This is a genomic window from Bradyrhizobium sp. SZCCHNS1022 (genome assembly GCF_032484835.1).
Taxonomy (GTDB): Bacteria; Pseudomonadota; Alphaproteobacteria; order Rhizobiales; family Xanthobacteraceae; genus Bradyrhizobium.
Window position 1 is genome coordinate 15,738 of the sequence record NZ_JAUETT010000003.1, and the last position, 18,798, is coordinate 34,535.

Annotated in this window: 15 protein-coding genes; 10 read left to right on the forward strand and 5 right to left on the reverse strand. The window is 65.5% G+C overall.

Going from position 1 to position 18,798, the window contains the following annotated elements:
• Nucleotides 1-6 precede the first annotated feature (6 nt).
• Both QX071_RS19600 and QX071_RS19605 read right to left on the reverse strand, forming a co-directional pair.
• On the reverse strand, nt 7-1,080 hold the full coding sequence (locus tag QX071_RS19600; RefSeq protein ID WP_315704321.1) for a tartrate dehydrogenase: 1,074 nt from the start codon (nt 1,078-1,080) through the stop codon (nt 7-9).
• A gap of 23 nt (nt 1,081-1,103) precedes the next feature.
• Nucleotides 1,104-2,402 carry an MFS transporter gene (locus tag QX071_RS19605; RefSeq protein WP_315704322.1) on the reverse strand — a complete coding sequence of 433 codons (1,299 nt, stop codon included), beginning with the start codon at nt 2,400-2,402 and terminating at the stop codon, nt 1,104-1,106.
• 144 nt (nt 2,403-2,546) lie between these two features.
• On the opposite strand from QX071_RS19605, the gene QX071_RS19610 reads away from it, so the two are divergent.
• The 5 genes from QX071_RS19610 (at nt 2,547) to QX071_RS19630 (ending at nt 8,918) form a co-directional block, all read left to right on the forward strand.
• Nucleotides 2,547-3,464 (forward strand): LysR family transcriptional regulator, encoded by a 918-nt coding sequence (locus QX071_RS19610; protein WP_315704323.1) that lies wholly within the window; start codon nt 2,547-2,549, stop codon nt 3,462-3,464.
• A gap of 113 nt (nt 3,465-3,577) precedes the next feature.
• Nucleotides 3,578-4,357 carry a formate/nitrite transporter family protein gene (locus QX071_RS19615; RefSeq protein ID WP_409977716.1) on the forward strand — a complete coding sequence of 260 codons (780 nt, stop codon included), beginning with the start codon at nt 3,578-3,580 and terminating at the stop codon, nt 4,355-4,357.
• Nucleotides 4,358-4,671: 314 nt separating this feature from the next.
• On the forward strand, nt 4,672-6,504 hold the full coding sequence (locus QX071_RS19620) for an adenylate/guanylate cyclase domain-containing protein (RefSeq protein WP_315704324.1): 1,833 nt from the start codon (nt 4,672-4,674) through the stop codon (nt 6,502-6,504).
• 57 nt (nt 6,505-6,561) lie between these two features.
• The gene (locus QX071_RS19625) at nt 6,562-7,506 is read left to right on the forward strand and encodes a hypothetical protein (RefSeq protein ID WP_315704325.1); all 945 of its coding nucleotides are present in this window, start codon (nt 6,562-6,564) and stop codon (nt 7,504-7,506) included.
• 2 nt (nt 7,507-7,508) lie between these two features.
• Nucleotides 7,509-8,918: a S8 family serine peptidase gene (locus QX071_RS19630; RefSeq protein ID WP_315727768.1), complete on the forward strand. Its 1,410-nt coding sequence runs from the start codon at nt 7,509-7,511 to the stop codon at nt 8,916-8,918.
• Nucleotides 8,919-8,967: 49 nt separating this feature from the next.
• Here the strand turns inward: QX071_RS19630 and QX071_RS19635 are convergent, their stop codons facing one another.
• On the reverse strand, nt 8,968-9,903 hold the full coding sequence (locus QX071_RS19635; RefSeq protein WP_315704327.1) for a helix-turn-helix domain-containing protein: 936 nt from the start codon (nt 9,901-9,903) through the stop codon (nt 8,968-8,970).
• A 176-nt stretch (nt 9,904-10,079) separates the two neighbouring features.
• Between QX071_RS19635 and QX071_RS19640 the strand changes: the two genes are divergently transcribed.
• From QX071_RS19640 to QX071_RS19660, 5 genes are read left to right on the forward strand one after another with little or no spacing between them, the layout of a single operon-like run.
• The gene (locus QX071_RS19640) at nt 10,080-11,300 is read left to right on the forward strand and encodes an amino acid ABC transporter substrate-binding protein (RefSeq protein WP_315704328.1); all 1,221 of its coding nucleotides are present in this window, start codon (nt 10,080-10,082) and stop codon (nt 11,298-11,300) included.
• 57 nt (nt 11,301-11,357) lie between these two features.
• Entirely contained in the window at nt 11,358-12,233 is an 876-nt protein-coding gene (locus QX071_RS19645) for a branched-chain amino acid ABC transporter permease (RefSeq protein WP_315704329.1), read from the forward strand.
• Nucleotides 12,230-13,897 (forward strand): branched-chain amino acid ABC transporter ATP-binding protein/permease, encoded by a 1,668-nt coding sequence (locus tag QX071_RS19650; RefSeq protein ID WP_315704330.1) that lies wholly within the window; start codon nt 12,230-12,232, stop codon nt 13,895-13,897. The genes QX071_RS19645 and QX071_RS19650 overlap by 4 nt, the downstream gene beginning before the upstream one ends.
• On the forward strand, nt 13,890-14,624 hold the full coding sequence (locus tag QX071_RS19655; protein WP_315704331.1) for an ABC transporter ATP-binding protein: 735 nt from the start codon (nt 13,890-13,892) through the stop codon (nt 14,622-14,624). The genes QX071_RS19650 and QX071_RS19655 overlap by 8 nt, the downstream gene beginning before the upstream one ends.
• Nucleotides 14,625-14,647: 23 nt before the next feature.
• Nucleotides 14,648-16,099: an aldehyde dehydrogenase gene (locus QX071_RS19660; RefSeq protein ID WP_315704332.1), complete on the forward strand. Its 1,452-nt coding sequence runs from the start codon at nt 14,648-14,650 to the stop codon at nt 16,097-16,099.
• Between the two features lie 128 nt (nt 16,100-16,227).
• Here the strand turns inward: QX071_RS19660 and glgX are convergent, their stop codons facing one another.
• Together glgX and QX071_RS19670 are read right to left on the reverse strand one after the other, a co-directional pair.
• Nucleotides 16,228-18,465, reverse strand: coding sequence for a glycogen debranching protein GlgX (gene glgX, locus QX071_RS19665; RefSeq protein WP_315704333.1), 2,238 nt, complete (start codon nt 18,463-18,465; stop codon nt 16,228-16,230).
• 28 nt (nt 18,466-18,493) lie between these two features.
• Nucleotides 18,494-18,778 (reverse strand): DUF3606 domain-containing protein, encoded by a 285-nt coding sequence (locus QX071_RS19670; RefSeq protein ID WP_315704334.1) that lies wholly within the window; start codon nt 18,776-18,778, stop codon nt 18,494-18,496.
• Between the last annotated feature and the right edge of the window lie 20 nt (nt 18,779-18,798).

Sequence of the window (18,798 nt, forward strand, 5' to 3'; positions counted from 1 at the left end):
GGGGGATCAGACGTTGGAGCCGTGGATCGCCTCGATCACGGCATCGGTCACCTCCTTGGTGGTGGCCTTGCCGCCGACATCGGGCGTGAGAATGCCGGCCGCGCAGACCTTCTCCACGGCTGCCATCAATCGTGCCGCGGCATCCTTCTCGCCGAGATGCTCCAGCATCTGCGCACCGGTCCAGAAGGTCGCGACGGGATTGGCGATGCCCTTGCCGGTGATGTCGAAGGCCGAGCCATGGATCGGCTCGAACATCGACGGGAAGCGGCGCTGCGGATCGATGTTGGCGGTCGGCGCCACGCCGAGACTGCCGGCCAGCGCGCCCGCCAGATCGGACAGGATGTCGGCGTGCAGATTGGTCGCCACGATGGTGTCGAGGCTCTTCGGGTTCAGCGTCATGCGCACCGTCATGGCATCGACCAGCATCTTGTCCCAGGTGACATCGGGGAATTCGGCCGCCACCTCGGCGGCGATCTCGTCCCACATCACCATGCCGTGGCGCTGCGCGTTCGACTTGGTGACGACGGTGAGGAATTTTCGCGGCCGCGACTGCGCGAGCTGGAAGGCAAAGCGCATGATTCTGACGACGCCGACACGGGTGAAGATTGCAACTTCCGTACCGACCTCCTCCGGCAGGCCTTTGTGCACGCGGCCGCCGCAGCCGGCATATTCGCCTTCGGAGTTCTCGCGCACGATCACCCAGTCGAGATCGCCGACGCCGACATTGCGCAGCGGCGAGGCCACGCCGGGCAGGATCTTGGTCGGACGCACATTGGCATATTGATCGAACCCCTGGCAGATCGGCAGCCGCAGGCCCCACAGCGTGATGTGATCGGGCACGTCGGGCGCGCCGACCGCACCGAAATAGATCGCGTCGAATGTCTTCAGCTCGGTGAGGCCGTCCGCCGGCATCATCACGCCGTGCTTCTTGTAATAGTCCGAGCCCCAGTCGAAAGTCTTGACGTTGAAGCTGATGTCGCCGCTGCGCTTGGCCAGCGCCTCCAGGACACGGACGCCGGCCGAGATCACCTCGGGCCCGATCCCGTCAGCGGGAATGGCGGCGATAGAATAGTTGCGCATGAGAAAACTCCGTTGACGAGGGATCAGTGGGTTTGCGGGGCCGGCTCGGCCTTCGCACGCTGTGAACGGGACAGCAGCAAGGTGAGCACTGCGGAGATGACGAGCAGCCCCGCGACGAAATAAAGCCCGCCATCGAAGCTGCCGGTCCGATCCTTGATCCAACCGATCACCGCCGGGCCGACGAAGCCGCCAAGATTGCCGATCGAATTGATGGTGGCAATCCCGGCCGCCGCCGCCGAGCCTGACAGGAACATCGTGGGCATGCTCCACAGTGGCGGCTTCGAGGAGGAAATGCCGACGTTGACCAGTGTGAGGGCGGCCAGCACGGCAATCACGCCGGTTGCGAGGCCGGCAAACGCAAGACCCGCGGCTGACAACAGGCAGGCCAGCACCACGTGCCAGGTGCGCTCGCCGGTGCGGTCGGAATGCCGCGCCCACAGGATCATGACGACGACTGCAACGGTCGCTGGCACCGCATTGAGGAAGCCGACCGCGAACGAAGACAGGCCGAACTGCTTGATGATCTGCGGCGCCCACACCCCGAGCGTATAGAGCCCGGCCGAGGTGCCGAAATAGACCAGTGACAGCGCCAGCACCCGGATGTCGGCGAGACCGCGCCAGATGCTGTGGCTGGCGACCGCCGCCTTGCCGGTCCTCTCGGCATTCATCGCCTGCACCAGCCAGTTGCGCTCCTCATCGGCCAGCCAGCGCGCCTGCTCCGGCCGGTCGGTCATATAGCCGAGCACGACGAATCCGAGCAGCACCGCCGGCAAGGCTTCGACCAGGAACAGCCACTGCCACCCCTTCAGGCCGAGCAAACCGTGCATCTGCAGCAAGGCGCCGGAGACCGGCGAGCCCAGCACGGTCGAGAGCGGCGCCGCCGCCATGAACAGCGCCGTGACGGCGGCGCGCTGCCGCGCCGGAAACCAGTAGGACAGGTAGAGGATGATGCCGGGGAAGAACCCGGCCTCGGCGACGCCGAGCAGGAAACGCAGCGCATAGAAGCTGACGGCCCCCTGCACGAACGCCATCGCGCCGGACACGAGGCCCCAGGAGATCATGACCCGCGCGATCCAGATCCGCGCCCCGAATCTGTCGAGCGCGAGGTTGGACGGCACCTCGAACAGGAAATAGCCCCAAAAGAAGATGCCGGCGCCGAAACCGAACACGGAGGGCGACAGGCCGAGATCCTTGTTCATGGTCAGCGCCGCGAAGCCGATATTGACGCGGTCGATGAAGGCCACGAAGTACAGCAGCATGATGAAGGGGACGATGCGCAAGGCGACCTTGCGCAACACACGCGTTTCGAGCTCCGCCGCCATCGTCACCTCCCTGCCCGGTCTTGTTGGTTGTCGGGCAACGCTATGCGGCCGGCGCGCGGCGGGTTCAATGGACCACCATTTATACAAAAAATCGATATAATCCGCGCGCCTCGTCACAGGGATCGCCTCACAGGATCTGCCCCCATGGAATTGCACCAGCTCCGCTGCTTCGTCGCCGCCGCCGAGGAGCTGCATTTCGGCAAGGCCGCGCAACGCCTGCAGATGCTGCCCTCGGCGCTCGGCCGCCACATCAAGCTGCTGGAAGAGGACCTGGCGACACAGCTGTTCGCCCGGACGACGCGCGCGGTCTCGCTCACCGAGCAAGGCGCGGCCCTGCTGCGCGACGCCCGGGCGATCCTGTCCCGGATCGAGGCGGTGGAGGAGAGCTTCCGCCGCCGCACGCGCACCGCCACGGCGCGGCGGCTGCGGGTCGGCGCGATCGACAGTGCGGCAGCCGGATTGCTGCCGGCGCTGCTGCACGATTTTCGTCGCCGGCATCCCGGCATCGCGGTGCAGCTTTCGGAAGAGAAGACGATCCGGCTGCTGCCGAAGATTCTGTCCGGCGCACTCGACCTCGCATTCGTGCGGCCGCCGGAGCGGACCGACAAGCGGCTCGAATTCCGTCCCCTGCTCGATGAGAGCGCGGTGGTGGCGCTGCCGCAGCGGCATGCACTGGCCAGGCGCAAGCTGATTTCGCTCGCGGAGCTAGCCGACCAGCCGCTGATCGTGCCGGACCGCCGCTCGCGGCCGCACAGCCACGACCTCACGATGAAGCTGTTCGAGCAGGCCGGCCTCACGCCGCGCGTGGCCCAGCTCGCCGACGAGAAGCAGACGATCGTCAATCTGGTCGCAGCCCGTCTTGGCATTGCAATCGTGCCGCGCTGGACCTCGAGGCTCGCGATCTCGGGCGTGCGCTTCGTCCCGCTCAAGCTGAAACGTGACAGTGCGGTCGGCCGGTTGCCGCTCGCTGCGGTCTGGCTGCGCGGCTCGCGCGATCCGGCGCGCGAGGCCATGCTCGCCGTCCTCGACGCCAGACTCGGCGCTTACGCGCGAGGGGCATGAGCCGATCCCCACGCCGGCTCAGCTTTGGTCCCTCTGAAGCAGAGGAACCCTTGAACGTCCTTGCGGTTGGCTGTCGAAGCGGCCGGCCGGCGCGGCCCGCAGGAATGCATCGCGTGGACAGCAAGAGCGACAGCCCTACCTTCAACCCGGCCTCGGAGGTCGCCGGCCTGTCTGACCAACAACGGCGCGAGATCCAGTCCCAGAGCCGGCCGAGCGCCGCGCTGATCCACGAGACCATACGCGCCGAAGGCGTGAGCGAGCTCGAGCGGCGCTGGTGGGCGATCCTGATTTCCGCCTTCGCGCCGCTGGGCTACACGGCCGGCTTCCTGGTGGTAGTGCTGGGACGGCAGCAGCTCTTCACAGAGAACACCTTGACGCCGATCCTGCCGCTGCTGCACCACCGCGATCTCGCCACCTTGCTTCGCGTCCTGCGGCTGTGGTCGCTGGTGCTCGTGGCCAATGTCGTCGGCACCTGGGCCGTCGCCTCCGTATTGGCCCACACCGAGATCTTCGAGCCGCGGATCGTCGATGCCTTCCTCGAGCTCAGCCATCGCACCATCGAGGGCAGCTTCGCCTCGACATTCGTGCGGGCGGTGTTCGCCGGCTGGATCATCGCGCTGATGATGTGGTTGTTGCCGGCGCTCAGGGGCGCGGGAGCACATATCATCGTGGCGATGACCTATCTGGTCGCGCTCGGCGAGTTCTCGCATATCATCGCCGACTCGGTGGATTGCGCGTTCCTGATCCAGAGCGGCAAGGCGTCGCTGCAGGACTATGTCGGGACCTTTTTCGTGCCGACGCTGCTCGGCAATGTCGTCGGCGGCACCACCCTGGTCGCGCTGCTCAACTATGGCCAGGTCGCCGCCGAGCTCGAAGGCGGCGGTGCACCATAACGTCACCGGCGCGCCCGGCTCCGGCGTGGAGCGGAACCCGCCTGCGTGCCCAGGAACTGCACCGCCGGATTGCGGGAATGTGATCGGCGATCATCGATTTGCGTGAACTACGCCGACATCCGCCGACACTCAACGATGAAGACGTCGAGGGATACGTCGCGCCGGTCGACGACCCCTGCCCTGCGCCTGGTACCGCGGACTAATCAGCGACGAGGGCGCAACGAGCGCATGCCGTCTTGACGCAACCGGTTGCCCGGTTGGGTGAAAGCTGTCAGTCTACAAGCGGTTGGTGTGCTCGTATGGCCGGAGCAGTAATGTCGCTTCTGGGGTCGGCGCAACAAGAGGTAACAGCGTCCTCCGACCTACTGTTTCGACGGCGCGACGGCGCCGCTCGAACCGGTCGGCGGCTTGCAGCGGTCGCATTTCTCGACATCGTTGGCTACACCACCCTGATGGCGAGCGATGAGACTCGCACTCACCGCCGCTGGATGAAGATCCTTAACGAGATCGTGCAGCCTCGCACGACGGAGTATCATGGCCGGATCGTCAAGTTCACCGGAGATGGCATCCTCGCCGAGTTTACCTGCGCGCTCGACGCGGTGGAATGGGCGCAGGACATTCAGCGAATGGTGCCGTCTGCCCAGGTCGAGGACGGCGAAACATCCCCGACGATCGCGCTGCGGATTGCCATCAATCTCGGCGATATTATTGCAACCGAATTCGACATCTTCGGACATGGCGTCAATGTCGCGGCGCGACTGCAGGAGCACGCGGAGCCAGGCGGCGTGCTGCTGTCGGAATCGGTATACGACGTCGTGCGCGGCGCCCTCGGAAAACTCGTGCGAGAGCTCGGCTACTTCCAGCTCAAGAATGTCGATAAGCCGGTCCGGGCCTATTCCTTGAGCGCCGACGTTCCGGTCGCGGTGGCGCCAAGCGCCGCGCATCGCGAGCGACTGCCCTCCATCGCCGTGCTCCCGCTGCAGAATTTGGGCGGCGATCCGGCCGACGATTATTTTGCGGACGGGATCGTCGAAGACATCATTGTCTCCCTCGCCGGACTACGTGAGCTCTTCGTCATCTCGCGCGCATCGACGATCAAGTACCGCGATCGCTCGCCCGATCCGGCCGAGGTTGGGCGCGCGCTCGGCGCACGGTACGTCGTGTTCGGCACGGTGCGCAGATCCAGTCGCCTGGCGCGAGTATCGACACAGGCATGCGATTCCGAGACCGGCGAGATCCTTTGGGCCGATGCCGTCGAGGTCGCCCCGGGCGAACTGTTCGACCTTCAAGACGAGATCGTTCGAAAGATCGTCACAGGCATTGCGCCCAATGTTCGAAAGTCAGAGCTGCGCGAAGCCCTGAGGAAACGACCCGACAGTTTTACCGCCTATGATCACACCTTGAGGGCGATTCAGCTCATCAACAGTCTCGACAAGCACATCTTTCTGCAGGCCCGCGACTTTCTGAACAGGGCGATGGCGGAGGACCCGAACTTCGCCATGCCGGTGGCATGGGCAGCGCGTTGGCACAGCCTCTATGTGGGTCAGGGCTGGTCTGCCAACCCGAGCGAAGATGCCGTCCGCGCCGTCGAGTTCGCGTCCAGGGCGATCGAGCTCGACGGTCAGAACGCACTTGCACTGGCGACCTTCGGTCATCTCAAGTCGTTTCTGTTTCACGAGTATGACGGCGCTCTGATCTATTTCGATCGTGCGCTCTCGGCCTGCCCCAATCATTCGCTTGCCTGGCTGCTTTCCAGCGCCACCTTGAGCTACATCGGGGATACCGAGCAGGCGGTCAGCAGAGCCGAACACGCCCTCCGCCTGTCGCCTTTCGACCAGAGCCTTTTCAGCTACTACATGTTTCTCAACCTCGCCTACTACGCCAAGGGCGACTATGAGCGCGCGGTGAAATGGGGACGGATGTCCGCAGGCGAGAACGCTCTCTACACGGCAAACCATAGGATCTTGATTGCAGGCCTCGCGGCACTGGGACGTTTCAACGAAGCCCGGGACGTCGCTGCCAAGATGATGAAGCTCGAGCCCGAATTTCGACTGGAAGCCTATGAGCGGACCCGGCAGCCGTTTCGGCATCCGGAGATCCGAGACCGGTACATGAAGCATTTGAGGTTGGCCGGCCTTCCGGAATAGACGCGGAAGCATTCCGGCCTGGGGGCAGTGTCTGTTATTGCCAAAGGGAGGATTGCCATGAGTGGTTTTGGTCTGGCGGACGGAGCAGATGGTGCTGACGGGGCAGATGGCGCAGACGGCGCCGATGGTGCAGCAACCTCGGGAGTAGTCGCCGGCCGCATTTCGCCATTGATCCGGCCGATCGGCATCTCTCCAGCCCTGGAAAAACGTACCAACGAGGATTGGTTCAGGGGTACGCGATGGCCGCCGTTCGATGTTTCGGCAGGCTTTCCCAGGACCACATGCAACAGCTTTCCCGATGGTGCATGGAGCTCATACCACTTCTCGATCGTGGTGCTCGGTGAGTTCGTGAAGGTGCAGGGCTGGGACACGATCGATCTGCAGGCCGTGGCACCTATACCCACGGGCGCCGGCCTAAAGGCAGAACTCGACGAACTGCAGGAACTGGTGGACTACCGAGCCGGCGTCATGGCCGAGGCGCTTGCTCAGATGAACAAGATCGATCTCTATTTCAGCGGCCTTTTGATGTTCAACAGGTCATCGCATCCCGCCACTTACCGTCTCGTCCAGAGCGCGCTCCGCGTCGCCCAGTTTGTGGCCATGCATTACAAGTTCAATCCGGGGCGACAACCCGGTTCAACGTCGCCGATGCCCCCGCGGCCGCGCGCTTCGCAGCTCTCACTCGCACTGATGCCGCCGATCGACGTACCAGGGCATGCGTCATACCCGAGCGGCCATTCCACCGAAGCTAACATGCTTGCAAGCATACTTGCGCAGGTGATGCCGCAGGCTGCTTCGACACCGATCGATGCCGCCGATCCCGAGAGCACGCCGCTGCGGCGTGTCGCGCAAAGGATCGCGCGCAACCGTGAAGTGCTCGGCCTCCATTATCCTTCCGACAGCAAGGCCGGGAAGCACCTGGGCGAGACCGCGGCCACGCTTCTGCTTCCATGCCCGACCGTGACCAAGCTCGTCGCGGCGGCAAAGAGCGAATGGAGCTGAGGATGATTAGACAGTTGATCGTCATGCAGTCCGAAGGGGCTGGCGACATCAGCGACGGACCTCGCCTCCCGACAGCGGGTTTGACCGCCATAGAGGCCCGTCTGCGCGCGTTGCTCGCGGAAGACGATGCGGGCCGATGGCGTGTGCTCAGCGTCCCGGACGAGAGCTGGCGCGTCCGTCTGACACAAAGGCTGCCCGAGCCTCCGCCTCCATTGAATGAACTGGTCGTCTCGATCGAATGCACCGACAGCGCCGATGTGGAGTTGTTCCGCCGCGCAGTCGATCATGCGAACGCCCGTGCGAGGGCGCAAGACAAGACCCAGCCGTTCAAGGCGGTCGGCGCCGACATTGCGCTTTCCCAGTCCGAGTTCTTTTGCCCCACCAATCCGGACCAGCTCTTGTTCGGCGACCGGGATATTGCGAGACGGCTGACGGGTGCCGACGCACTCGGTGAGCAAGGGCTGACCGGACGCGGTGTCAATGTCGTCGTCATCGACCAGGGCTTTGATGCGAGGTTGGTCAAGAATTTCGGCGGCGGCCTTGCCAACGGCGACGTTGAGCCCGGCAGCACGAGGCGAGGTCACGGACCGATGATGGTTCGCAACATCGCCGATGCGGCTCCCGACGCGATGTTCTACGACGTCCCACTGCTCCCAGCCCGCATTGGCGACGTCACGGGCTTCATCAGCACCGCCCTTCATGTATTCTATCTTCTCGATGCCTTGATTGCTTACCTGCGGCAGCTTCCTGTGCCGCAGTGGAAAGGCCCCTGGGTCTTGGTCAATGCGTGGTCGATCTTTGATCGTTCAAGCGAGCACCCGCGCGGCGACTACACCGAACGGCGCGATCATCCCCTCAACGCAATCGTAGGGACCATCGGGGCGGCAGCCGACATCGTTTTCGCCGCCGGCAATTGCGGCCAGTTCTGTCCCGATCGCCGCTGCGGGAAAGCCGACGTGGGACCAGGCAGCAGCATCTTCGGCGCCAATTCGCACCCGGACGTCCTGACCGTAGGAGCGGTCAGAACCGACGCGCGTTGGGCAGGCCGTTCGTCGCAAGGTCCGGGCCAACCACAGCTCTCGAGACACAAGCCAGATCTATGCGCACCCAGCTATTTCCGGGAGGTCGGCGCCGATGCCTTCGCCGGTAATGTCGACGGCGCCTTCCTGAGCAACGACGGCCCACCCTACCTTGCGAGCACGGGAACGTCGGCTGCATGCGGACTCGCGGCGGGCATAGTCGCGGCCATCCGCAGCGGATGCGATCAGACATCGGTGTCACCCGGCCAATTGCGACAGCTCCTGAACGATCACGCCCGCAAGGTGGAGGGCCCGAGTTGGAATGGGCAGCTCGGCCACGGCATCATCAATGTCGAGGATGCGCTTGCAGCGTTGAGCGATACAAGCGCATGAGCAGAGCAGACACGCGTTCGCTTGCGCGCAGGACGAGTCCGACGCGGTTTCACGGCCAGTCGGCGAAATCGAGCGACGGCCGCAGCCGGCCGCTCCGGGCGCGCGCCGCGACGCTGCGCCGCCACGCCCCGGGCGCCTCGCCGGTGTGCCTGGTGAAGAAGCGGCTGAAATAGGCGGTGTCCTTGAAGCCGAGCGCAAAGGCGATCTGTTTCACGGTTGCGCTGCTGGTCTCCAGTCGGCGCGCCGCCTCCTGCACGATGCGCTGCTGGATCAGCTCACTCGGCGAGCGCTGCAAGGCGCGGCTGCACAGCGCATGCAGCCGGTCCGGCGTGACGCCCAACAGCTGCGCATAATCGGCGACGCGCAACTGCTGATGATGCCGCTCCTCCACCAGCCTGCGGAAACGGCGCAGAACGTCGGCGCTGTTGCCTGGCGCAGCGCCATCGGCCTCATCGGCAAACAGCCGCCAGAAGCGCAGCACGCAGAGCGAGAGCTCAGCCGACAGGATCGCAGCGCTCGCGCTGCGCGCGGGAGCGGCGAGCTCGGCGGCGATCGAGGCGATCGAGCGTCCAACCGCTGCAGCCAGATCGGCGTCGACCGGAAAGGCAAGGATGCCGGCCACGCCGGCCAGGTCGAGATAGGCGGTTTCCGCCGATGGCGGCAAATAGCGATGCCAGCTGTCCGCGCGCAACCGCAACAGATGCGCACGCGCTCCCGCCGAAATCTCGAGCCGCTCCGCCGATCCGGCCGGCAACCAGATCAGCGCCGGTCCGAACCAATCGCTGACCTCGCCATTCTCGTGTGCCGCTGCCCTGCCCGAAGCGAGCGACAACAGGTGGATCGAAGGCTGCGCGGCCCGCGAAGTCAGTGCCCATTGCCGCTCGGCTAAATGGGAGGCGATCGCTTCGGCGGCGACGGGATGGACAACCTCGGGGGCGAGCGGCGGCCGCTCCCGGCGGCCCGGGCCGGGCTCCGCAAGGGGCAACCGGGCGCCGGATAAGTGCAATTTTTTGCCGGATCGGTCCATTGCGGGAGGGAACCCCACAGTGCTTGCTTGGTCAAGACCCGGCGGCCGCGACGACAATGCGGACAAGGAGACCGGGAAAGGGAAACGCACATCGGCACGCGGCAAGCCCGCCTGCCCAAGGGAGGAGGCTCGACATGGTTTCGGCACAGCGTCGGACATGGCTGCGCATGGCCAGCCTGACAGCATTGGCCGCGGCACTGGGGACGTTCGCATCCCCTGCCGCCGCGCAGGACAAGATCCGCATCGGCTACACGATCTCGAAGACCGGGCCCTATGCCGGCGGCGCCGGGATCACGACCTTGCCCAACTACCAGCTCTGGGTGAAGGACGTGAACGCGGCGGGCGGCATCAAGCTCGGCGACAAGCGGCTTCCGGTCGAGATCGTCGAATATGACGACCGCAGCTCATCCGAAGAGGCCGTGAAGGCGATCGAGCGCCTGGCCAATCAGGACAAGGTCGATTTCATCCTGCCGCCCTGGGGCACCGGCCTCAATCTCGCGGTCGGCCCGACCTTGAACCGGCTCGGCTATCCGCACCTCGCGGTCACCTCGGTGACCGACAAGGCGCCGGAGCTTGCCAAGCGCTGGTCCAATGCCACCTTCTGGCTCGGGACCTCGGCGCAGATCTCGCAAGGCCTGGCCGACCTGCTCGGCAAGCTGAAGAGCGAGGGCAAGATCGAGGGCACCGTCGCGATGGTCAGCGTGGCCGACCAGTTCGGCATCGAGCTCGCCGCCGCCGGCCGCAACGCCTTCAAGAAGGCCGGCTTGAAGATCGCCTATGACAAGACCTATCCGCTCGGCTCGCAGGACATCCAGCCGCTGCTCAAGGATGCGATCGCTTCCAACGCCGACACCTTCGTCGCCTTCAGCTATCCGCCGGATACGCTGGCGCTGACCGAGCAGGCGCAGCTCCTGAAGTTCAACCCGAAGGTCTTCTATGTCGGCGTCGGCACCGCGTTTCCGCTGTTCAAGGACAAGTTCGCCGGCAACGCCGACGGCGTCATCGGGATCGGTGGCTGGGACGCGGATTCACCGCTGCTGAAGGACTACCTCGCCCGCCACAAGGCCGCGACCGGCCAGGAGCCGGACCGCTGGGCCAGCCCGATCACCTATGCGAGCCTTCAGGTGCTGCAGCAAGCGATCGAAAAGGTCGGCAAGGTCGATCGCGCGGCGGTCGCCAAGGAAATCCGCACCGGCACCTTCGACACGATCATCGGCAAGATCAAACTGAAGGACGGGCTGCTGCAGGAGGTCTGGGCCGTCGGCCAATGGCAGAACGGCGAGTTCTATGGGCTCGCGCCGGCGACGCTGGCCGGCGCCCGCGCCGCCGTGGTTCCGAAGCCCGCGTGGAAGTAAGAGGCGGCTAGGCAGGCGGCCACCGGCCGCCTGCTCCGCCGGCGATGAGGCGCCGCCATGTTGCTGTTCGACATTCTCCTGCCCGGCCTTGTGCTTGGCGGCATGTATGCGCTCATCGCGCTCGGGCTGACGCTGCAATATGGCGTGGCGCGCATCATGAACCTCTCCTATGGCGAGGCGCTGGTGGCCGCGAGCTTTGTAGCGTTCGCGCTCTACAGCGGGCTGTCGCTGAGCCCGCTGCTCGCGCTGCTGCTCGCCGTGCCTGTCGCAGCGGTGCTGAACTGGCTGCTCTACCGGCTGCTGCTGGTGCGGCTGATCCGCCGCAACAAGGACGCCGGCGCCCAGGAGATCGACAGCATCCTCGTCACTTTCGGCGTGCTGTTCGTGATCCAGGGCCTGATGCTGGTCGCGTTCGGCGGCCAATATTACAGCTACAGCTATCTCTCGATCCCGGTCGTCATTCTCGGCTCGACACTGGCGGTGAACCGGCTGGTGGCGCTGGCGTTCGCGGCCGTGATCGGCACCGCCGTCTATCTCGCGCTCACGCGCACGCGGCTCGGCACGGCGATGCGCGCGGTTGCGGTCGATGCCAGAGCGGCCAGCCTGGTCGGCATCGACGTCGCTGCGCTCGCAGGACTCGCCTTCGCCTTCGGCGGCGGACTGGTCGCTGCCGGCGGCGTGCTGGTCAGCATGTTCCTGACCTTCAACGCCGCCATGGGCGTCGTCTTCACCATGAAGGCGCTGGTGGTCGTGATCATGGGCGGCGTCGGCAACGTCATGGGCGCCTTGATCGCGGGCCTGCTGCTCGGCATCGTCGAGACCGCGGTGGCGCGTCTGGTCGATCCGGGTCTCACTCTGGCTGCCACCTATGCGCTGTTCCTCGCCGTGCTGCTGGTGCGGCCGACCGGCCTGTTCGGAAAGGCCGCGCGATGACCGGCCGCAACGCGATCCTCATTGTCGTCGGCCTGCTGACCGGCGCTGCGATCCTCGCCTTCCCGCTCTATGCCAACGGCTATTATCTCGCACTCGGCATCAGCATCCTCTATTTCACGGTGCTTGCGACCGCCTGGGCGATGTTCTCCGGCCCGACCCGCTACATCTCGCTTGCCACTGCTGCATTCTTCGGCATCGGCGCCTACAGCGCGGCTGTTACAGCGGACACCCTGTCCTGGCCGCTGCAGCTCGTGGTCGCAGCCGCCGCCGGCGCGGTGGTCGCCGCGGTCACCGGGCTGTCGACCCTGCGCCTGTCCGGCATCTACTTCGTGATCTTCTCCTTCGGCCTCGCCGAGCTGATCCGGCAGCTCGTGATCTGGTATGAGGTCAACATCTCCAAATCGGTGGGGCGCTATCTGTTCAGCGACATCACCCAGGAGATGCTGTACTGGCAGCTCCTCGCACTTGCCGCCGCCGTCCTGCTCACCGGTTATCTGCTCAGCCGCTCGCGCTATGGACTGGCGATGCGCGCGATCGGGGCGGACGAGACCGCGGCGCGGCACGCCGGCATCAACGCGACGCGCGTGAAGCTCGGGGTCTTCGTAATAAGCGCCGTGTTCATGTCGGTGACCGGCGCGATGATGGCGCCGCGCTGGACCTATATCGATCCGGCGATCGCCTTCAACCCGATGATCTCGTTCCAGGTCGTGATCATGGCCCTGCTCGGCGGCGCCGGCCATCTGCTCGGCCCGCTGCTCGGCGTCGTGCCGCTGGTGCTGCTGTTCGAGGTGCTGACCGCCACACTGCCGAACCATTTCAGCATCGTGGTCGGCCTGATCTTCATCGCGATCGTGATGGCGCTGCCGCAAGGCGTGATCGGGCTGATCGCGCCGCTGCTGCCGCGCTCGCATCCCAAACCGAAAACGGCGCCCCCGATCGTCGATGGCGAGCTGCTTGCGGTCGAGGCCGTGAGCAAATCCTTCGGCGGCCTGCGCGCCGTCGACGCCGTGAGCCTCACCGTCCGGCCGGGCGACATCCTCGGCGTGATCGGTCCGAACGGATCGGGCAAGACCACCCTGCTCAACATGCTCTCGGGCGCGCTGGCCCCCACCGCCGGCACGATCCGGCTCGGTGGTACGGTCATCACCGGCCTGCCCGCGCATAAAATCGCGCGGCTCGGTCTGGCCCGCACCTTCCAGCTCGTGCGGGTGATGCCGGAGCTCTCGATCGCGGAGAATGTTGCCGCGGCCGCGCTGTTCCGTGCCGGTGCAAGCGCGGGCGGCGTGACGGAGATCCACGATCTGCTGCAGCTGGTCGGGCTCGACCGGCCCTCGGACACGCCCGCGGGCGAGCTGACCTATATCGATCAGAAGCGGCTGGAGCTCGCCCGCGCACTCGCACTGAACCCACGGGTCCTCTTGCTCGACGAATGGCTGGCCGGGCTCAATCCAAGCGAACTCGAGACCGGCATCGCACTGATCGCGCGCTTGCGCGATCGCGGAGTGACGATCGTCATGGTGGAGCATGTGATGGACGCGATCCGCGCCCTCTGCAATCGCTGCCTGGTGATGAGCGCGGGCAAGGCGATTGCCAGCGGCACGCCCGCCGACGTGCTCGCCGATCGTGCCGTCATCGCGGCCTATCTGGGAGAAGCCGATGCTTGAGGTCTCGCGTCTGTCGCATTCCTACGGCAAGCATCAGGCGCTCGCCGATATCGCCCTTCGGATCGAGCGTGGCGAAATCGTCGCCATTCTCGGCGCCAACGGCGCCGGCAAGTCGACCTTGCTTCAGGCCATCACCGGGCTGATCAAGCCTGCCGCAGGCTCAGCCATCCAGTTCGACGGCGCGGACATCGCAGGCCTGCCGCCGTATGTGATCGTCGAGCGCGGCATTGCGCTGGTGCCGGAGGGACGCGGCGTGTTCGGCGAGCTGACGGTGGCCGAAAACCTGCAGCTCGGCGCCTTCCCGGCGCGCGCCCGCGAGGGCGAAGCGCAGCGGCGCGCGCATGTCATGCAGTTGTTTCCGCGGCTGGCCGAACGCATGGGCCAGGTGGTGCGGACCATGAGCGGCGGCGAGCAGCAGATGGTCGCAATCGGCCGCGCCCTGATGTCCAATCCGGCGCTCTTGCTGCTCGATGAGCCGTCGCTCGGGCTGTCGCCGCTGCTGAGCCGCGAGGTGTTTCGCGCGCTGGAGCGCATCCGCGCCGACGGTGTCGCCATTCTCCTGGTCGAGCAGAATGCCCGCGCGAGCCTCGACATCGCCGATCGGGTCTATCTGATCGAATCCGGCCGCAACGCCGGACACGGCCCGGCGAACGACATGAAGAACAATCCCGACGTCCAGCGCGCCTATCTCGGCGGAGCGCGCACGGCGTCCGCTGCCCCCCTTTGAATCATGAAACGATGGAGAGACCGATGAATGCGATCAACCTTCTGATCGGCGGCAAGGATCAGGCCGCAGCCAACCAGCGCACCTATCAGCGCCTCAATCCGATCAGCGGTGAGATCGCGAGCATCGTCGCGGCGGCCTCGGTCGAGGACGCGGTGCGCGCAGCCGATGCCGCAGCCGCCGCCTTTCCGGCCTGGTCGCAGCTTGGACCCGGCGAGCGCCGCAAGCGCCTCAGTGCCGCCGCCGACGCGCTGGCCCGCCATGCCGCCGAGTTCACCGCACTGATGATGGCAGAGACCGGCGCGACCGCCGGCTGGGCCGGCTTCAACGTGCATCTCGCCGAAGCCATGCTGCGCGAAGCCGCCGCCATGACCACGCAAATCGCGGGCGAAGTGATCCCGACCGATGTGCCGGACAACCTCGCGCTCGCCTTCCGGCAACCGGTCGGCGTGGTGCTCGGCATCGCACCATGGAACGCGCCGGTCATTCTCGGCGTGCGCTCGGTGGCAATGCCGCTCGCCTGCGGCAACACCGTCGTGCTCAAGGCCTCCGAGATGAGCCCGGGCGTGCACCGCCTGATCGGCAGCTGCCTGGCGGAGGCCGGCCTCGGCGATGGCGTGGTCAATGTCGTCACCAACGCGCCGGAAGATGCGGAAGCCGTGGTCGAGGCGCTGATCGCGCACCCCGCGGTGCGCCGGGTCAACTTCACCGGCTCGACCCGCGTCGGCCGGCTGATTGCGGTTGCCTGCGCCAAGCATCTGAAACGTGCGCTGCTCGAGCTCGGCGGCAAGGCGCCGCTCGTCATTCTTGATGATGCCGATCTCGATGCCGCGGTGGATGCGGCCGCCTTCGGCGCCTTCATGAACCAGGGCCAGATCTGCATGTCGACCGAGCGCATCGTGGTCGACGACAAGGTAGCGGATGCGTTCGTCGCGAAGTTCGCGGCCAAGGCCAACAGCCTGCCCTACGGCGATCCCCGCACGGGCAATGTCGTACTCGGCTCGCTGGTGTCAGGCGCGGCCTGCGACCGGGTCGGTGCGCTGATCGATGACGCGCTCGCCAAGGGCGCGACGCTGGCCGCCGGCGGCCGCGGCACCGGAACGATCATGCCGGCGACCATCGTCGATCACGTCACGCCGGCGATGCGTATCTATGGCGAAGAGAGCTTCGGCCCCGTCGTCACGGTGGTGCGCGTCAGCGGTGTCGACGAAGCCGTACGCGTCGCCAACGACACCGAATACGGGCTCTCCTCCGCCGTGTTCGGCCGCGACATCGCCCGCGCGCTGGGCGTGGCCAAGCGGATCGAGGCAGGCATCTGCCACATCAATGCGCCGACGGTACATGACGAACCGCAGGTTCCGTTCGGCGGCGTCAAGGCGTCGGGTTATGGCCGCTTCGGCGGCAAGGCTGCGATCGACGAATTCACCGAACTGCGCTGGATCACGGTGCAGACCGGCCCCCGGCATTATCCGTTTTGAGAATGAGATCATGATGCGATTGGAAGGAATCGGATCATGATCCCATCATTGATTGAGCATGATCTCCGCGCAAACGCCTATGGCGTTTGTCGCGAGGGAAAAACGGTTCCACTTTTCCGGATCATGCTCTAAGGCGGCAGCGGTGTCTCGGCGATGTCGAGCAGCGCGCCGAGACCGTGGCGCAGGCTGCGCATCCGCACCTGCTCCGAGGACAGGCCGAACGCCAGCAGCGAGCGGCCCGTCGCCTCATAGACATGGCCGAACGGGAACGACGGCAGCGTCGCGTCCGGCTGGTTGGTGTCGATCAGGCCGAGCCAGTTGCGCCCCTCCGGCACCTCCGGCAGCGTGAAGTTCACGACGTCATAATGGGCGTTGTAGATCAGCAGAAGCGTCGCGTCCGAGCCGCGGCGCTTGACGCCGGTCTCCTGCGCCCGGCCGTCGAGCAGCATGCCGAAGCAGCGCGCATTGCCGTCGGTCCACTGCTCCACCGTCATCTCCTCGCCTGATGGCGACAGCCAGGTGACGTCCTTGACGCCGAGCTCCTCGTTGAGCGAACCGACCAGGAAGCGGCTGCGATAGAGGATCGGAAACGCCTTGCGCATCGCGATCAGCTTGCGGGTGAACTCGCGCAAGCTGCGTCCCTGCGGCGTGATCGCCATCCAGTCGAGCCAGGTGGTCGCGTTGTCCTGGGCATAGGCATTGTTGCTGCCGTGCTGGGTGTGGCCGAACTCGTCGCCGGCGAGCAGCATCGGCGTGCCGTGCGCCAGCAGAAGCGTCGCCAGCAGATTGCGCTTCTGCCGCTCGCGCAGTTCGATGATCCCGGGATCGTCGGTCGGCCCCTCGGCACCGCAATTCCAAGAATGATTGTTATCGTGGCCGTCGCGATTGTCCTCCCCATTCGCCTCATTGTGCTTGTCGTTGTAGGAGACGAGGTCGTTCAAGTTGAAGCCGTCATGGGCGGTGATGAAGTTCACGCTCGCCCACGGCCGGCGGCCGCGCTTATTGAAGAGATCGCCCGAGCCCGAGATGCGCTTGGCGAAATCGGCCAAGGTGCCTGGATTGCCCTTCCAGAACGCGCGCACGGTGTCGCGGAACTTATCATTCCACTCGGCCCAACCCGGCGGAAACTGCCCGACCTGATAACCGCCGGGACCGATGTCCCAGGGCTCGGCGATCAGCTTGACGCTGGAGAGCACGGGATCCTGCCGGCAGGCATCGAGGAAGCTGCCGCCCTCGTCGAAGCCGTAGGGCTCGCGCGCCAGGATGGTGGCGAGGTCGAAACGGAAGCCGTCGACCCGCATCTCGGTCGCCCAATAGCGGAGCGAATCCGCAACCAGCTGCAGCACACGCTGATGCGACAGGTTCACGGTGTTGCCGGTACCGGTGTCGTTGATGTAGTAGCGCTTGTCGTCGGGCAGCAGCCGGTAATAGCTCGCGTTGTCGATGCCCTTGAACGACAGCGTCGGCCCGAGCTCGTTGCCTTCGGCGGTGTGGTTGTAGACCACGTCGAGGATCACCTCGATGCCGTTGGCATGGAACTGGTTGACCATGGTCTTGAATTCGGTCGCGAGGGGCGTCTTCAGGTAGCGCGGCTCGGGCGCGAAGAAGCCGATCGTGTTGTAGCCCCAGTAATTGCGCAGGCCCTTCTCGACCAGATAGCTGTCGTCGATGAAGGCGTGGATCGGCAACAGCTCGGCCGAGGTGATGCCGAGCGAGCGCAGATAGGCCGGGATGTCGTGACGGGCGAGGCCGGCAAAGGTGCCGCGATCGGCGTCCGGCACCATCGGATGCAGCTTGGTGAAGCCCTTCACATGCATCTCATAAGTGACGGTGCGCTCCCACGGAATCTCCGGCTTGCGCGGCACGCCCCAGGTGAAGGCCGGATCGATCACGCGGCACTTCATCATCAAGGGCGCGCTGTCACGCTCGTCGAAGGAGAGATCCTTGTCGGGATGGTCGAGCTGATAGCCGAACAATTCCGGTCCCCAGCGCAAGCTGCCGACCAACTGCTTGGCATAGGGATCGATGACGAGCTTGTTCGGATTGAACCTGTGGCCGGCGTCGGGCTCATACGGACCGTACACCCGATAGCCATACACCGTACCGGGACGCGCAGTCGGCAGATAGCCGTGCCAGACTTCGTCAGTATATTCGGGCAGCTCGATGCGCTCGAGCTCGGTTTCGCCGCCGTCGTCGAACAGGCAGAGCTCCACCTTGGTCGCGTGCGCTGAGAAGATCGCGAAATTGACGCCGAGCCCATCCCAGGTGGCGCCGAGCGGAAACGGCCTGCCTTCGCTGATCGGGGCTCTTCTCAAGGTGAACACAGCCTGAGCCAGAGCATCGCTCGGCGCGGTCGGTTGATCCATGATCGCCCCTGCCCGGTTTGGGTCGTCGTTAAGATGATGCCTCAGCCGGCGTGGTGACCTCCGCCGCCACGCTCTCGGTCGCGGTGACCGATGCAATCACGGCGGCCGGCGGCACGTCTGCGGGCGCCGACAGCTTGCCGGTGCGCTGCGAATGCACTTCCTTGGAAATAGCAGCGAGGGAATTGCCGATCCGGCCGACCATCTCGGTCAATTCGGCCTGCGACAGCCCGAGCCGTCGTGTCACGATACGAACCTGGACCGGATCGGCGAGATCGAGCTTGTTGCGGATCGGCTGGATTTTGGGACGGCGCATCGGTTTCCTCCTGCAAGGAG

What these genes read in the sequence shown, in the direction of transcription:
- QX071_RS19600 (WP_315704321.1), bottom strand. Translation starts at nt 1,080, where the DNA reads ATGCGCAACTATTCTATCGCCGCCATTCCCGCTGACGGGATCGGGCCC.
- glgX (WP_315704333.1), bottom strand. Translation starts at nt 18,465, where the DNA reads ATGGATCAACCGACCGCGCCGAGCGATGCTCTGGCTCAGGCTGTGTTC.
- QX071_RS19670 (WP_315704334.1), bottom strand. Translation starts at nt 18,778, where the DNA reads ATGCGCCGTCCCAAAATCCAGCCGATCCGCAACAAGCTCGATCTCGCC.
- QX071_RS19625 (WP_315704325.1), top strand. Translation starts at nt 6,562, where the DNA reads ATGAGTGGTTTTGGTCTGGCGGACGGAGCAGATGGTGCTGACGGGGCA.
- QX071_RS19620 (WP_315704324.1), top strand. Translation starts at nt 4,672, where the DNA reads ATGTCGCTTCTGGGGTCGGCGCAACAAGAGGTAACAGCGTCCTCCGAC.
- QX071_RS19645 (WP_315704329.1), top strand. Translation starts at nt 11,358, where the DNA reads ATGTTGCTGTTCGACATTCTCCTGCCCGGCCTTGTGCTTGGCGGCATG.
- QX071_RS19610 (WP_315704323.1), top strand. Translation starts at nt 2,547, where the DNA reads ATGGAATTGCACCAGCTCCGCTGCTTCGTCGCCGCCGCCGAGGAGCTG.
- QX071_RS19660 (WP_315704332.1), top strand. Translation starts at nt 14,648, where the DNA reads ATGAATGCGATCAACCTTCTGATCGGCGGCAAGGATCAGGCCGCAGCC.
- QX071_RS19640 (WP_315704328.1), top strand. Translation starts at nt 10,080, where the DNA reads ATGGTTTCGGCACAGCGTCGGACATGGCTGCGCATGGCCAGCCTGACA.
- QX071_RS19650 (WP_315704330.1), top strand. Translation starts at nt 12,230, where the DNA reads ATGACCGGCCGCAACGCGATCCTCATTGTCGTCGGCCTGCTGACCGGC.
- QX071_RS19630 (WP_315727768.1), top strand. Translation starts at nt 7,509, where the DNA reads ATGATTAGACAGTTGATCGTCATGCAGTCCGAAGGGGCTGGCGACATC.
- QX071_RS19605 (WP_315704322.1), bottom strand. Translation starts at nt 2,402, where the DNA reads ATGGCGGCGGAGCTCGAAACGCGTGTGTTGCGCAAGGTCGCCTTGCGC.
- QX071_RS19655 (WP_315704331.1), top strand. Translation starts at nt 13,890, where the DNA reads ATGCTTGAGGTCTCGCGTCTGTCGCATTCCTACGGCAAGCATCAGGCG.